The 15,247-nt window shown below is 41.2% G+C and carries 15 protein-coding genes; 12 read left to right on the forward strand and 3 right to left on the reverse strand.

Going from position 1 to position 15,247, the window contains the following annotated elements; all coding sequences use genetic code 11:
• Positions 1-66: 66 nt before the first annotated feature.
• The 4 genes from FXV77_RS14930 to FXV77_RS14945 are packed head-to-tail and all read left to right on the forward strand — an operon-like array spanning position 67 to position 4,701.
• Entirely contained in the window at positions 67-708 is a 642-nt protein-coding gene (locus tag FXV77_RS14930) for a hypothetical protein (protein WP_148920036.1), read from the forward strand.
• 11 nt (positions 709-719) lie between these two features.
• Positions 720-1,544, forward strand: coding sequence for an alpha/beta hydrolase (locus tag FXV77_RS14935; RefSeq protein ID WP_148920037.1), 825 nt, complete (start codon positions 720-722; stop codon positions 1,542-1,544).
• Positions 1,545-3,863, forward strand: coding sequence for a TonB-dependent receptor (locus FXV77_RS14940; protein WP_148920038.1), 2,319 nt, complete (start codon positions 1,545-1,547; stop codon positions 3,861-3,863).
• A 4-nt stretch (positions 3,864-3,867) separates the two neighbouring features.
• The gene (locus tag FXV77_RS14945; protein ID WP_148920039.1) at positions 3,868-4,701 is read left to right on the forward strand and encodes a DUF4249 domain-containing protein; all 834 of its coding nucleotides are present in this window, start codon (positions 3,868-3,870) and stop codon (positions 4,699-4,701) included.
• Positions 4,702-5,225: 524 nt separating this feature from the next.
• Here the strand turns inward: FXV77_RS14945 and FXV77_RS14950 are convergent.
• Positions 5,226-5,834, reverse strand: a complete 609-nt coding sequence (locus tag FXV77_RS14950) for a polysaccharide deacetylase family protein (RefSeq protein ID WP_148920040.1) — start codon at positions 5,832-5,834, stop codon at positions 5,226-5,228.
• A 59-nt stretch (positions 5,835-5,893) separates the two neighbouring features.
• Here FXV77_RS14950 and FXV77_RS14955 point away from each other — a divergent pair, with 59 nt between their 5' ends.
• From FXV77_RS14955 to FXV77_RS14970, 4 genes are read left to right on the forward strand one after another with little or no spacing between them, the layout of a single operon-like run.
• Complete coding sequence (locus tag FXV77_RS14955; RefSeq protein ID WP_148920041.1) at positions 5,894-7,246, forward strand: TolC family protein; 1,353 nt, start codon at positions 5,894-5,896, stop codon at positions 7,244-7,246.
• 10 nt (positions 7,247-7,256) lie between these two features.
• Positions 7,257-8,570 carry an efflux RND transporter periplasmic adaptor subunit gene (locus FXV77_RS14960; protein ID WP_148920042.1) on the forward strand — a complete coding sequence of 438 codons (1,314 nt, stop codon included), beginning with the start codon at positions 7,257-7,259 and terminating at the stop codon, positions 8,568-8,570.
• A 6-nt stretch (positions 8,571-8,576) separates the two neighbouring features.
• The gene (locus tag FXV77_RS14965; RefSeq protein ID WP_148920043.1) at positions 8,577-9,470 is read left to right on the forward strand and encodes a helix-hairpin-helix domain-containing protein; all 894 of its coding nucleotides are present in this window, start codon (positions 8,577-8,579) and stop codon (positions 9,468-9,470) included.
• Between the two features lie 5 nt (positions 9,471-9,475).
• Positions 9,476-10,009 carry an adenine phosphoribosyltransferase gene (locus FXV77_RS14970; protein ID WP_148920044.1) on the forward strand — a complete coding sequence of 178 codons (534 nt, stop codon included), beginning with the start codon at positions 9,476-9,478 and terminating at the stop codon, positions 10,007-10,009.
• Here the strand turns inward: FXV77_RS14970 and FXV77_RS14975 are convergent.
• Both FXV77_RS14975 and gpmI read right to left on the reverse strand, forming a co-directional pair.
• Positions 9,969-10,562 carry a hypothetical protein gene (locus FXV77_RS14975; RefSeq protein WP_148920045.1) on the reverse strand — a complete coding sequence of 198 codons (594 nt, stop codon included), beginning with the start codon at positions 10,560-10,562 and terminating at the stop codon, positions 9,969-9,971. The genes FXV77_RS14970 and FXV77_RS14975 overlap by 41 nt on opposite strands.
• Positions 10,549-12,084 (reverse strand): 2,3-bisphosphoglycerate-independent phosphoglycerate mutase, encoded by a 1,536-nt coding sequence (gene gpmI / locus FXV77_RS14980; RefSeq protein WP_187444148.1) that lies wholly within the window; start codon positions 12,082-12,084, stop codon positions 10,549-10,551. The genes FXV77_RS14975 and gpmI overlap by 14 nt, the downstream gene beginning before the upstream one ends.
• A gap of 210 nt (positions 12,085-12,294) precedes the next feature.
• Here gpmI and FXV77_RS14985 point away from each other — a divergent pair, with 210 nt between their 5' ends.
• From FXV77_RS14985 to FXV77_RS15000, 4 genes are all read left to right on the forward strand, one after another.
• The gene (locus FXV77_RS14985) at positions 12,295-12,702 is read left to right on the forward strand and encodes a DUF4783 domain-containing protein (RefSeq protein ID WP_148920047.1); all 408 of its coding nucleotides are present in this window, start codon (positions 12,295-12,297) and stop codon (positions 12,700-12,702) included.
• A gap of 82 nt (positions 12,703-12,784) precedes the next feature.
• Positions 12,785-13,639, forward strand: coding sequence for a carboxylating nicotinate-nucleotide diphosphorylase (nadC, locus tag FXV77_RS14990; protein WP_148920048.1), 855 nt, complete (start codon positions 12,785-12,787; stop codon positions 13,637-13,639).
• A gap of 27 nt (positions 13,640-13,666) precedes the next feature.
• Positions 13,667-14,314 carry a glycerol-3-phosphate 1-O-acyltransferase PlsY gene (plsY, locus tag FXV77_RS14995; protein WP_148920049.1) on the forward strand — a complete coding sequence of 216 codons (648 nt, stop codon included), beginning with the start codon at positions 13,667-13,669 and terminating at the stop codon, positions 14,312-14,314.
• Between the two features lie 98 nt (positions 14,315-14,412).
• Complete coding sequence (locus FXV77_RS15000) at positions 14,413-15,219, forward strand: M48 family metallopeptidase (RefSeq protein WP_148920050.1); 807 nt, start codon at positions 14,413-14,415, stop codon at positions 15,217-15,219.
• The last annotated feature ends 28 nt before the right edge of the window (positions 15,220-15,247 follow it).

Genomic DNA, 15,247 nt, shown 5'->3' on the forward strand with positions numbered 1-15,247 from the left:
TTCGTATATTTTGCTTCTTAAACTATTTTTAGACATAGTGTATAATGGAATAAAAAAAATATACTGATGAAAAGGACAATTTTACAAGCAGCAGCGGTCATGATGTTGGTGGCAACATTAACAAGCTGCGGAAATAACCAAAAGGGTAACGAAAAAACAACAGAGGATGCCTTGACAGCGAATCTTGCACAGTTTGTGGCAACGTCTACGACGGATAATCCGGCAGTATACTTGTCGTTGGTCAAATCGACAGAAACGGATTCCTCTATGGTATATGTCGGGAAATCATTGAATGACAAGGATACATTGGGATTGCAGATTGAAATAACCAAAGATATTCCGGGTGGTATCTTTGAAGATGGGAATGTAAATGAGGACAAAGCTTTCCAGGAAGGTGCCATTAAATTTAGCTCTATCGGCGAAGAGTCTGACAGATTTGTAAAGGCTGTAGCGGTTCTTTATGAACAACCCGTTGATAATGGGATGACAGATGCTATATTGGAGCCCCTTGTCTTTTCCTCCAATAAAATGGTTGTGGATTTAACAGGAAATGGAACTTATGCGTTTAAGCTGTTTTTTGCGAACAGCCTAGGAGAAGAAGCGGAGGTATTTGCGGAATTGAATTTGTACAACCGCTCGTTTAAAATGTGGGCGAAAGATGCGCAGCAATATCCACGTATATTGTCAGCATTTACAGGTGGTTTGTAGCAGAAAGCGATATGAAATACATTTTTCTTTTACTAGCGACAATCGCTAGTATACTACAAGTACATGCCGCAACTGTCGATACAGTCGCTGTGCGGAGTACACGGATGGGCAAAGACATCAAAGCGGTTGTTATTTCTCCGGAGAATAAGAAAGCTACGTCTACACTTTATTTGTTGCATGGGTATTCAGGGAATTATGCTAGTTGGCTGAAAACTGCACCCCATATTAAACAACTTGTCGATACCTATGGGTATTTGGTTGTTTGTCCTGATGGCGGTTTCAGTAGTTGGTATTGGGATACGGAAAGTAGCGATTACCAATATGAAACATTTATCACCAAAGAACTTATACCCTTTGTTGAACAGCAATATCAAGTCGGGTCTGACCGTGCCAATCGTGCAATAACGGGTTTGAGTATGGGAGGGCATGGTGCTTTGTATCTCGCGTTTCGCCACCAGGATTTATTTGCTTTTGCAGGTAGCACCTCCGGTGGCGTGGATATTCGTCCATTTCCAAATAACTGGGACATGAAGAAACGTCTTGGTGATTATCACGAAAGGCCAGAGGTTTGGAATGCGCATACGGTTATCGAATTAACGCATCTTGTTAAACCCCAATCGCTTCAGTTATTTATAGACTGCGGAACAGAAGATTTCTTTTTTGAGGTGAATAATAAATTGCATGATAAGCTTACATACATGAATATACCGCATCACTATCTGACAATGCCGGGTAAACATAACGGTGAATATTGGGCACGCTCGATAGATTTTCAAATGGCTTTTTTTGCGCAATGTTTCCAAGATCAAAATGCTAAGAAAGAAATCAACAGATAGATGAGTAGGTTGTGGTTGATTTTTGTTGTTCTGTTTAGTACTATAGATGCTTTTGCACAGCAGATTGTGCTGAGTGGAACTGTCCGTGATGCCGAATCTGGAGAAACATTGATTGGTGCGGTGATCTCGGTAGAACCCGGCGGACAAGCGGTTAGCACCAATGCTTATGGGTTTTATTCGTTGACCTTACCGCAGGGAGAACATCGAATTACCTTCAGCTACATCGGCTACCAACCCCACGTGGAAGAGATAGATTTAAGCAATAGCCAACGACTGAACGTGGAGCTCCGTCGAGGAGATAATACGTTAGAGGAAGTTATTGTTTCCGCAGAGCGGAAGGATAATAACGTATCTAATCCACAAATGGGCGTGCTTAACTTTACGATGGAAGAAGTTAAGAATGTGCCGGTTGTTTTTGGTGAGCGAGATTTGTTAAAGACCATACAGCTATTACCGGGAGTACAGAGTGGTGGAGAAGGTACGTCTAATTTTTATGTCCGTGGCGGTGGCGGTGACCAAAATCTTATTTTGCTAGATGAAGCAACGGTGTATAATGCGTCTCATTTACTAGGTTTTTTCTCCACGTTTAATTCCGATGCGATTAAGGATGTACAGCTTTACAAAGGCGGTATCCCCGCTCAATTCGGAGGACGTATCTCTTCCGTTTTGGACATTGCTATGATGGACGGCAATCAGAAGAAATTAACGACGGAAGGAGGGATAGGTCTTATCGCTTCCCGTCTGAAAGTAGAAGCACCCTTAATTAAGGATAAAAGTTCATTTATGATCAGCGGACGCCGAACCTATGCGGATATGTTCCTAAAGCTGTCAAACGACGAAGACGTCAAGAAAAGTAAGCTTTATTTCTATGACCTCAATGCGAAACTCAATTTTAAGTTTAATGAGAAGAACACACTTTATCTATCGGGCTATTTTGGTAAGGATGATTTAGGCTATTCCGATCTCTTTAATTTTGATTGGGGAAATGCCACAGCGACGGTACGATGGAATCATATTTTTAGCGATAAATTATTCAGCAATACTTCGTTGATATACAGTGATTTTACTTACAATGTACAGGTCTCTAGCGATGATAATAATTTTGGTATAGCATCGAAAATCCGTAACTGGAATTTCAAACAGGATTTTTCCTATTATCAAAATCCGATAAGTACCTGGCGTTTTGGTATCCATGCTTTGCAACAATCCATTTATCCGGCGAGTATAACGGCGGGTGAGAATACGTCCGTTAATTCCGTTGATGTAGACAGTCGTCAGGGAATAGAAACAGCGGCTTATGTATCGCATACCTGGAGTCCTGCTGATTGGCTTTCGTTGGTATATGGGCTTCGCATCGCCGATTTTATGGTGATGGGGCCGGGGACGTTTTATACGTATGATGATGACGGAGAAGCTACCGCGGAACAATATTACGGAAAGGGAACCATAGCTAAGCATTATTTGAATTTAGAGCCTCGATTTTCGGCGAGTTTCCTGTTGAGCGAGCAGCATAGCATCAAGGCATCTTACAATCGTATTGCTCAAAATCTACATCAATTGACCAATACCACCGCAAGTTTGCCTACCGATCAATATGTGGTAAGCAGTTTGAATATTAAACCACAGATCGCTAATCAGGTTGCCGTGGGATATTTTCGGAATTTTAAAGACAATCGATATGAATTTTCGTTAGAGACCTATTATAAACACATGGGCAACCAGATAGATTTCCGGAATGGGGCAGACCTACAGGCAAATCAGTATCTGGAAGGTGATTTGCTGTACGGAATTGGACGGGCATATGGTGTTGAAGCCTACCTTCGGAAAAGTACCGGAAAGTTGCATGGGTGGGTCAGTTATACCCTTGCAAGAAGTGAGCGTAAATTTGATGAGATTGATGCTGGACAATGGTTTAGGGCACGTCAAGATAGAACGCATGATGTTTCGGTGGTCAGTATGTATGAACTTTCGAAGAAATGGATGCTAGGCGCAACGTTTGTATATCAAACCGGAAATGCAGTGACGTTTCCGAGTGGTAAATATGAAGTTGACGGAAAAACAATGTTTTATTATACAGAAAGGAATGGCTATCGAATGCCTAATTATCATCGATTAGATTTATCGGCTACTTACGAGCCTGCCCCTTCGGATAAGCGTTTTCGCTCGAGTTGGACATTTGGTGTTTATAATGCCTACAATAGAAAGAATGCATATATTATCGACTTCCGTGAAAATAAGAATAATACAAATATAACGGAAGCATACAAGATAGCACTCTTTGGTATTATTCCGTCCGTTACTTGGAATTTTAAATTCTGATCATATGAATATTCAGCGCTATATCTATATATTATATACACTTTTATTTTTTTCCGGCTGTGAAGAAATAATTGATGTAAACTTAAATGATGCAGATCCTCGGGTGGTGATTGAAGCGAATCTATCGGATTTGCAATCTACCCAGCGCATAAGAGTGTCCAAAACGGTGGCTTTTAATGAACCGGTTAACTCGGTGGGCGTGACGAATGCGGTTGTACTTGTGATAGATAATAGCAGGGGCGGATATATAATTTTTGAACATGAACGAGATGGGAATTATGTAGCCAGAGATTTTACACCGGTGCCAGGACAAAGCTATTCTTTATCTGTGGAAGTAGATGGGGAATCTTTTCGTGCTTCTTGCAACATGCCAACATACATAGAAGTGGACTCCACGGGCATTATCCGGGAAAATATTCTTGGAGATAGCTATTATTTTGCAACTTTCAAATTTAACGACCCACTGGATATACCTAATTACTATAAGTATGACATCTCCATTAATGATGCAGATTATCGTTTCTCTACCGTGTTTCAAGATAAATTCAACGATGGTCTATATGTTACGCATCAAGTTTCCGATTTGGATGCTGAATTGGAACCGGGAGATTATATTTCCATAAGACGCTATTGTATAGACGAAAAGGTTTTTAAATATTGGAACGAATACCAGAGTACCAACCCCGGCTCTGCCGCTCCGGGAAACCCTACATCGAATATTTCCAATAACGCACTCGGTTATTTTTCTGTCGCGTCTGCACAGGAATTTCGATTGCAAATTGTCGAAATGGATTTCAACTGGGATGATCTTGATGATAGCTCTATTTCGATGCCGTAGGGGGATCAGATCAGACCCTTAAGATCACACCGTACAAAAAATAATTCGCTACTTAGGGGGCTATTTGGGTCAATTTTACATCCGATACGGGATATCGATGACCCCAATAGCCCCTTGCATGCTTTTTTTAGTCAAAAAACGAGGTTTACGGGGGCATAAACACCTATTTTAAGGTGAGTGTATACTTACCGTTTTGCATCAACAACGACGCAAAACACATCAACAATGCGTCATAAGTGATGTGTTATGAAGCGTCGGTATAGGAAGATGAGCGATCGGTGATGACAGTTGACGCAAAACACATCAACAATGCGTCATAAGAGATGTGTTATGAACCATCGGTATAGTGAGATGAACGACCGGTGATGACAGTTGACGTAAAACACATCAGCAATGCGTCATAAGTGATGCGCGCTGGACCATCTCTATAGTAAGATAAGTGATCGGTGATGACGCGTGCAATAAAACACATCAACAACGAGCCAAAAGCGATGTGTTATAGACCATCCGTATAGTAAGATGATTTACAACACCCCAAAATCATAACCTTTTGCTTTCAAATAGGTAATTACTTTAGGTAGTGCATACGATACCCGTGGCATGGCCTTGATATTGTCATGGAAGACAATAATAGAACCATTTTTTACATGTCGAATCACATTTTGATAGCATTTTTCAGGACTTATTTGCGCGTCGAAATCACCAGAAAGGACATCCCAAAAGACTACTTCATATTGTTCATATAGCACGTTCAGTTGTGACTTTTTTGCTCGTGCATAAGGAGGACGAAATAATATTGTTCCTGTTAGTTGCTGGCATTTTGCGATGTTATCCAGATAAACGCTGTCGTCTGTATCCCATCCCCGCAGATGATTGTAGGTATGGTTGCCTACCTGATGGCCTTCTGCGAGAATACGGTCATAAATGGCCCTGTTCTTTTCGATATTCTCACCCACACAAAAAAAAGTTGCCTTTATCTGATGTTCAGCAAGCGTATCTAATATAAAAGGGGTGACTTCCGGAATGGGGCCATCATCGAAAGTAAGGTATATTTTCCGATCTTTTCTCGACTTATTGAACGTTACCTTTGGGTAGTACCATCTTAAAAAAAAAGGTGCTGTAACAAAATACATGTTGATAATATCAGATTTTTGTCCCAAATTTAAAAATCATTTTATGCTTAATTAATCAAATGACACGAAAAATATCCTATTATATTGTATTATTCTTCATTTTGTTCGTTGTAGAGGTTCCTATAGGATATGCACAAGTAACATTACAGGATGCCGTAGAGACAACATTAGAACGTAATTTACAAATTAAACAAGCCGAATTTGGGTATCAGATCAGTGAACAGAATCTTTATCAATCGAAATCGGAATTGTATCCGAATTTGAGTGTTGGCATTAGCAATACTTATAATTATGGTTTGACGTTTGATCAAACTTCGGGGCAATTGATTCGTGGGAATGATTGGACAACGAGTGCGGGCGGACAATTATCTTCCAGTGTAGCGATATTTCAGGGCTTTCAAAAAGTCAACCAAATCAAAGCGAATAAAATCCAACTCGCTGTTGATGCCACGGAAGTGGAGAAAGTCAAAAATGATTTGATATTGTCCGTCGTAACAAACTACTTAGAAGCCATTACGAATGGTGAATTATTTGAAGCGGCTGTGCAACAGGTTAAACTTTCTCGCGAACAGTTGCGGCAGGATAGTATCCAGTTCCAAGTCGGAAACAAAACATTAGCAGATTTGGCGCAAGCCGAAAACCAAGTGGCGACGGATGAGCTGAACATTATGTCGTCTGAAAATGCTTATGAATTATCATTGCTCAATTTGAAACAATTGATGGAACTGTCTCCCGACACAACTTTTACGCTGGAAAGACCTAGTATTGCGGATATTATGGCTGAATATGCGATTACTTCTTTCGATGATGTGTTTAAAAAAGCGTTGCTGACCCAGCCGGCTATCGAACAGGCCAGCTACTATAAGGAATTGGCACGCAAAAATATTGATATTGCGAAAGGCGCTTATTACCCTTCGCTAAGCCTAAATGCAGGGTACGGAACAAATTATTCCTCTAGGGCAACAGACATTATTACGGGAGAACAAATGAAGTTTTATAACCAGATTAATGAAAATAAGTCTTTTCAAGGGGGAATCAGTCTGCAAGTCCCGATCTTTAATAACAATCGGACAAAGGTAGCGGTAAATAAAGCAAAGATAGGCTATTTACAAGCGGAAAATGAAGAGGCGTTGGCACGTAGAAATCTGGAAAAAACCATTGCACAGGCTATTTTAGATTTAAGATCTGCCAATAAACAGTATTTCGCCTCCCAGGTGGCTTTTAATACATCCAAAGTCGCTTATGAAACGATTAAGGAACGTTATGATGTGGGCATGGCCAATTCTATGGAAATGTTTACCGCACAGACAAATATGAATAGCGCAGAATTTGAAATGATTCGCCGCAAATACGAAATGGTATTTCGTGGAAAAGTCATTGATTATTATATCGGAAACCCTATAACTTTTTAACTATATTTTCATGGCAAAGAAAAAGAGCAACCTACCTAAAATATTGGTCATCTCTGCAGTAGTAATCTTGATACTGGTTGTAATAGGCAGTAAGTTCGGCTGGTTTGGCGATGGGGGTGTCCAACAGGTCGCCGTGGATGAGGTGGGGGAGAGGACCATCTCGGAACTTGTTTCCGCGAGTGGGAAGGTACAACCGGAATTTGAGGTGAAATTGAGTTCGGAAGTTTCCGGCGAGATTATAGAATTGAATGTCCGAGAAGGACAGGTCGTCAAAAAAGGAGACGTTTTATGTCGTGTAAAACCAGACCTTTTACAATCCAGCTATGATCAAGTGGTGGCGATGGTTAGTCAACAAAAAGCTAATTTAGCAGCATCGCAACAGATGTTGAAGCAACAGGAGGCCAGCCTTATCAACGCGGAGGCTATTTATAACCGAAGTTTAGAGCTCTTTAATAAAAAGGTGATATCGGCGTCGGAGATGGACAAAGCAAGGGCAGATTATGAAGTTGCACATGCCACAGTGGAATCGCAACGTCAACAAGTAGAAGCATCCCGATTCGGGGTAAACCAATCGCAAGCGCAATTGCAGGAAGCGGGGAATAGCTTGTCACGGACAACAATATATGCACCGGCAGATGGTGTAGTTTCTTTGTTATCCATAGAACTCGGTGAGCGCGTCGTGGGTACAGCACAGATGGCAGGAACGGAAATTATGCGTATCGCCAACATGTCTACCATGGAAGTGAATGTGGAAGTAAACGAAAATGATATTAACCGTGTAAGGGTGGGCAATGATGCAACAATAGAAGTGGATGCTTTCCAGGGGCGTAAGTTTAAGGGGGTAGTAACTGAAATTTCAAGTTCTTCTACTTCCGCCGGTTCTGAAACCGTAGCAACGACGGCCGAGCAAGTGACGAATTTTAACGTGAAGGTACGTATTGAGGCATCTTCGTATGAAGATTTGATAGCGGAGGATAATATACACTCTTCTCCGTTTAAACCCGGTTTATCCGCAACGGTACAGATTCATACGAAATCGGATAAAGGGCTTGTTGTTCCTATTCAAGCCGTGACGGTGCGAGAGAATAAAAATAAAGCGGATTCAGTAGACAATGCCGATGTAAAAGAGTATGTGTTTGTACTGAACGGAGATGTAGTAAACATGACCGAGGTAACAACAGGTATCCAAGACGATAATAATATTATTGTTAAATCAGGATTAAAAGCAGGCGATAAGGTGGTGTCGAGACCTTTCAATGCCATTTCCAAAATTTTACAGGATGGTACACGGGTAAAAGAAGTCGAAGCAAGCACCTTGAACTAGCGGATAATGAAGAAATTGGCTCTCCTTTTTGGAATGAGTGAGAACGAACGGCGGGGATTTCTGGTGTTGTCGATTCTTATTGGGCTGATAGGGCTGGCGCCTTTTATATATAGCTTTTATACTAGGCACTCCACGGATGACGTTTTGCTCATTTCTTCCACCGTAGAGGAAGAGCTAAAAACGTTTGAATCAAATACGGCGGAATTACACAAGCCCCATGCGGTAGCGGAGAGTTCTCTCTTTCCTTTCGATCCAAATAATCTACCTGTGGAGAAATGGAAAATGTTGGGATTTACCGAAAGGCAAATACAGGTTATTAAAAATTATGAATCCAAAGGCGGACGTTTCCGTACAAAAGCGGATGTCGCTAAGATGTATGTTGTTTCTGATGAAGACTTTAATCGAATCGAACCATATATTACGTTAGCCGAAACGGTTCCCATTCAATCTAGGGAGGTCGCTTTTCCATCTAAGGAAACAACAAAGCCGCCTATAAAGAAAATAATGGTTGACTTATCCGTCGCGGATACGGCTGCGTTGCAGGTAATTAGGGGTATTGGTCCGGTACTCGCTTCGCGCATTGTCAAGTTTCGGGATGCATTGGGTGGTTTTCATAGCGTTGACCAGGTAAAAGAGGTATACGGTATTTCCGAAGAGCAATATATAAAAATGGAATCTTCTTTGGCAATAGGCGATACGACTATTAAGAAGTGGGCAATAAACCAATTGCCGATAGAAAAACTGACACAACATCCCTATATCTCCCGTAAGGAGGCTACGCATATCGTACGTTATCGAGAACAGCATGGTGCTTTCGCATCGTTGGCTGATTTAGAGAAGATGTATGCTTTAAATGATAATTTTTTGCGTAAAATTGCACCTTATTTGGATTTTAATTGAAAAGCATGCTAGAAGAACGTCTCAAATCGGTAATTCGGAATATCCCCGATTTTCCGCAACCGGGAATTGTATTCAAAGATATTACACCTATTTTAAAAGATCAACAGCTCTGCGGAGAGATTGTCGACCAGTTGGTTGAGCGTCTGCAAGGAATAGAGATTGATGCCATCGCTGGGGTAGAAAGCCGTGGCTTTTTATTTGGAATGTTGTTGGCCAATAGATTGGATGTTCCTTTTATTCCCATCCGAAAGCAAGGGAAATTACCTTTTAAAACGATATCCGAATCCTATAAGTTAGAATACGGACAGGCGACTATCGAGGTGCATGAGGATGCTTTTGCCGCTGGAAGCAAGGTACTGATTCATGATGATTTGCTTGCTACGGGTGGAACCGTTGTGGCAGCTTCCAAGCTATTGGAAAAACTGGGAGCTGATATTGTCGGATATGCATTTATCATTAGCTTGGATTTCTTGCAGAGTGAAGGACGCTTGACGCGCTTCAGCGACCGCGTGATTTCTCTGGCACGGTTTGATTCTTAAACACGCCCTCGATGTGATAGTACTTATCACCAAGGATCAACACCGACTGATTTTTTTCTAAGCTATATCCTTTATTCTTGGCATAATGGAGTGTTTCATGCGTTTCGTATAATGAATTCTGAATATTTCGTTGTATACGAAATGCAGCTGGTTCTCCATTTTCACTATACTCAATTTCAACAGCAGCAATATCAATTTTAGGATCGGAGGAGGTTATTTTTATTTTATTAGCTGTGCTATCCTTTTTTAGGATGCCCGCGTAAGCAGGTTTGTTTAAATCAATCGAGGTAAAACTAGAAAGCTCATTCTCCCAATCAGGAATTTGTATTTCTTTGGTTTCGGATAGGCTGTCTTTGACAACTGTTTTGTCCACAACAGGTTTTTCCTGTGTCAATCGCGCTATTTCCGTTTTAAAGTATCCCGGAATATCGAAATACGTTTCCCGTATTCCTGTTCCATCTTTTGGATTCGCAGTGCATGATAAGAACAAAGCAGTAACAGCTACTGCTATTACTGCTTTGTTCTGTGTGTTTTTCTTTTTATACCAATACATCGCCACTCATATCTGCTGGAATATCAGCACCCAATAATTTTAATACGGTAGGAGCAATATCGCCCAGTTTTCCATCTTTTACATGTTGATAGTCTTTATCTATCAAAATACAGGGTACAAGGTTGGTGGTATGGGCCGTATTTACGGAACCGTCTTCGTTAATCATAAACTCGGAGTTTCCATGATCGGCCAAGATAATGAAGGAGTAACCATTTTCCAACCCCGTTTCCACGACTTTCTTGGTACAAGCATCTACGGTTTCAACCGCTTTTACGACTGCATTGAAGACGCCAGTATGTCCTACCATATCCGGGTTGGCAAAGTTTAAACAGATAAAATCTGGTTTGTTTTCCGTTATATCATTGCAGATTGCTGTCGTAATGCCTTCCGCACTCATTTCGGGTTGAAGGTCATAGGTTGCTACCTTTGGAGAAGGAATAAGCAACCGACGCTCGCCCGGAAATTCTTCTTCGCGACCTCCGGAAAAGAAAAAGGTAACGTGTGGATACTTTTCTGTTTCCGCAATACGAACTTGTGTTTTGTTTTGACCGCTTAACACTTCTCCTAATGTATTCGTCAAATTCTCTTTGTGGAACACGACATGTACATGCTTAAATGTATCATCATAGGATGTCATGGTTACATAGTATAATGACAATGGATGCATATCGTATTGAGGGAAATCTTGTTGTGTCAACGCAATGGTGATTTCACGACCACGATCCGTACGGAAATTATAACAGAATACAACATCACCCTCCTGGATCGTCGCTAGCGGTTTTCCATCCGCATCTGTAACCACGATGGGTTTGATAAATTCGTCCGTAATTCCATCGTCGTAAGACGCTTTCACGGCTTGTTTTACATCTGTTGTCGGTTTACCGGTTCCCTTTGTCAAGAGGTCATACGTTTCCTTGACACGTTCCCATCGGTTGTCTCTATCCATAGCATAATAGCGTCCTATTGCACTGGCTATAGTTCCCGTAGAATGGGCTAAATGGTTTTGTAAATCTTCGATATAACCGAGTCCGCCATTGGGATCGGTATCACGTCCATCCATAAAAGCATGGATAAATACTTGGTCTTGCTGAAGTCCGGTTTCCTGTGCTGTATCACAGAGTGCTTTCAAGTGGTTAATATGGGCATGTACACCTCCATCGGATAATAACCCAATAAAATGTACCTTTTTTCCTTGTGCCTTGGCATATTCAAAAGCCTCCTTAATTACAGGATTGGCGTTGAATTCTCCGTCTTTTGCAGCCTTATTTATCCGTCCGAGCTCTTGGTAAACAATACGACCACCGCCAAGGTTCATATGCCCCACCTCCGAGTTGCCCATTTGTCCTTCCGGAAGCCCTACGGCTTCTCCAGAAGCTTCTAAACGAGAATGTGGATAAGTCGCTAATAAATGATCTAAAAATGGGGTTTTTGCTGCCCGTACAGCATTTGAATTATCGTCTTTGCCGTAGCCTAAACCATCTAGGATTAGTAGTGCTACTCTTTTGTTTTCTAAATTACTCACATACAAACCTAAATAAATTCACTTTTATATGCAATTTAATTATGCACAATATAAAATGAGTTTATTTCGCTCTCCTCTGCCATCAAGGGCTATTTTAATAGAGGAAATTATTGATTTTATAGAACAATGGCAATAACTCGCACGCCATAACGTATTGCTTAATTGGCATAGTTTTAGTAGGTTGTCGAAGAGAAATAGAAAGAAGAGTTTATGAGGTATAACATGGTATTTAAATACACTGTTTTGGTGTTGTGGTGTATGTCGGACATGTCGGCATTTGCGATGAATACCTCGTTTGACGAAGTGGTGAAAAATGCATCGACAGCATTAAAGGAGAGTAACGCAAAGAAATTGGCAGCTATTTTCGATAACAGCGTCAATCTTTCTGTGAAACGAGACGAGGGAGCCTTTACAAAATTTCAAGCAGAGCTATTATTGAATGATTTTTTCCGGACAAATAAAGTGGATGAATTGAAAGAGATGCAGCGCGCCAATAGTTCAACTACCTCTTTCGTTGTCTTTTCATTAAAAGCTAATTCCACAAACTATCGGGTATTTATAAAATTTGTACAGACTAACAATAAGGAATTTAAGATTGCTGAGTTACGGATTGAGTAGGAGTAAGCTGTTAAAAGTTGCTATAGGATTTTATAATAAAATATATTTTTGTCATCTTCGCTTATTAATTTAATTCGAATAAATGGCAGTTGAGTTGAGTAAACTGGAGCAGTTTGTGGCGTTAGCACTGCAAGAAGATGTAGGAGATGGCGACCATACTTCCTTATCCACTATTCAAGAAAATGTACGGGGAGAAGCAAAACTGCTTGTAAAAGACACGGGTGTGCTTGCGGGAGTCAGCGTGGCAAAAGATATTTTTCATATCATAGACCCCAGTTTAAAGATTGATGTGGTATTGGAAGATGGTCTGGAAGTCAAACCAGGAGATATTGCGCTTTTTGTGCAAGGTAGTGTGCACAGTATTTTAAAGGCTGAACGGTTGGTGTTGAATGTGATGCAACGCATGTCAGGAATTGCCACACGGACTAATCTTTACGCTAAACAATTGGTTGGAACGGAAGCGAAGGTGTTGGATACCCGAAAAACGACGCCACTGTTGCGCTTTTTGGAAAAAGAAGCCGTGCGTATTGGAGGGGGAGCGAACCATCGATTTGGACTTTACGATATGATTCTCATCAAAGATAACCATGTAGACTATGCTGGGGGAATTTCCAATGCTATAGCGCGCGCCCAGGCTTATCGAACTACGAAAGGTTTATCTATCCCTATCGAAATAGAAGTACGTAGTTTTCAGGAACTAGAAGAAGTATTGACCAATGAATATGTGGACCGTGTAATGTTTGATAATTTTACCCCGAAGGATGTGGAGAAGGCGGTACAGCTGGTGAACGGCCGTTTAGTGACAGAGGCGTCTGGTGGAATCACATTGGAAACAATCCGCGGTTATGCGTTGGCTGGAGTTGATTATATTTCGGTGGGTGCATTAACGCATTCTGTAAAAAGTTTGGATTTAAGCTTAAAAGCTAAAATTGTATAGTTATCTTTAGGAAGCTTAAATTAATATATGATTTCGATTTATCTAATAGGCATAGTTATCTTAGCTTATCTGTTTGGCTCCATCCCATCTGCGGTGTGGTTTGGTGAAGCTTTCTATGGAGTGGATGTGCGGGAATATGGAAGCGGGAATGCCGGAGCAACAAATACCTTTCGCGTATTGGGTAAAAGAGCCGGGTCGATTGTCATGTTTGTTGATATATTCAAAGGTTGGACAGCAACCAATCTACCTTATCTCTTAGATGCTAACATTGTCGGTATACCGAGTTCTGTGCAATTTGTTAACTTCCAATTGGCACTAGGCGTTATTGCGGTATTGGGACATCTTTTTCCCATTTTTGCCGGCTTTCGGGGTGGTAAAGGAGTAGCGACACTATTCGGAATGGTTATTGCCATTCATCCCGAGGCGGCATTATGTTGTGTAAGTGTGTTTTTGCTGACATTGATTATCACACACTATGTGTCGCTTAGCTCGATACTGGCAGGATTTACCTTCCCATTTAGTATCGCATTTATTTTCCACACATCGGTTCCGGCCGTGTTGCTTTATGGAATTGCCATCTGTGCCTTGATATTGGTCACGCATCAAAAGAATATTGAAAGACTGCTAAAAGGACACGAATCCAAAATTTATTTGTTTAAGAAAAAGAAGAGCTAGTTTTTGTAGCGAAAAAACGGCACCTCCAAAGTTTTAGGCATAGGATTTGTATCATATTGTTTTTAATATATTACGTTTGTAAACAAACTGGAGCTATTATGAAGAAGATTTTAAAATATACGTCTTTAGCAGCAATTGTTGCGATTTTGGCAGCGTGTTCTACCGTGCCGTTATCGGGTAGAAAGCAATTGTCGCTTGTGAGTGACGATCAGATACAGCAGCAAGCGGCTGCGGCTTATAAGGAGTTCTTAGGTGACCCGAATACAAAAGTAGTGACCGGAACATCGAATGCCACATTAGTAAAAAAAGTGGGAAACAATATTGCCGCTGCGGTGAACCAATACTTGAAAGCGGAAGGTCTGGCAAACCAATTTAATTTTAATTGGGAGTTCAATCTGGTAGAAAGCGGTGATGTAAATGCCTGGTGCATGCCGGGAGGAAAAGTAGCCGTGTATACGGGTATTTTGCCTTTCACGGCTAATGAAGACGGTTTAGCCACGGTTATGGGGCACGAGATTGCACACGCGATAGCCCGCCATTCGATGGAACAGATGTCTAACCAGTACGCCTTACAGGTGGGAGCCCAGGTATTAGGTGTTGCAACTTCGGGAAAGAATACGATTGTGCAGGGATTGGTAAACAATGCTTATGGTATTGGAGGCCAATTAGCATTATTGAAATACTCGCGTAGCAACGAATCGGAAGCAGATCAGCTCGGCTTGATGTTTATGGCGATGGCGGGGTATAACCCACAGCATGCGGTATCTTTTTGGGAGCGTATGGCTGCGGCGAAATCAAAAGCTAATGCACAACCGGAATTCTTGAGTACACACCCTAGTGATGCCAGACGGGTTTCTGATATTCAGAAACTTATCCCGCAAGCGATGCAGTATTATAAAAAATAATAAAAGGAAAGGGCTCGCATTTTGCGAG

This window comes from Sphingobacterium phlebotomi (assembly GCF_008180195.1).
Lineage (GTDB): Bacteria > Bacteroidota > Bacteroidia > Sphingobacteriales > Sphingobacteriaceae > Sphingobacterium > Sphingobacterium phlebotomi.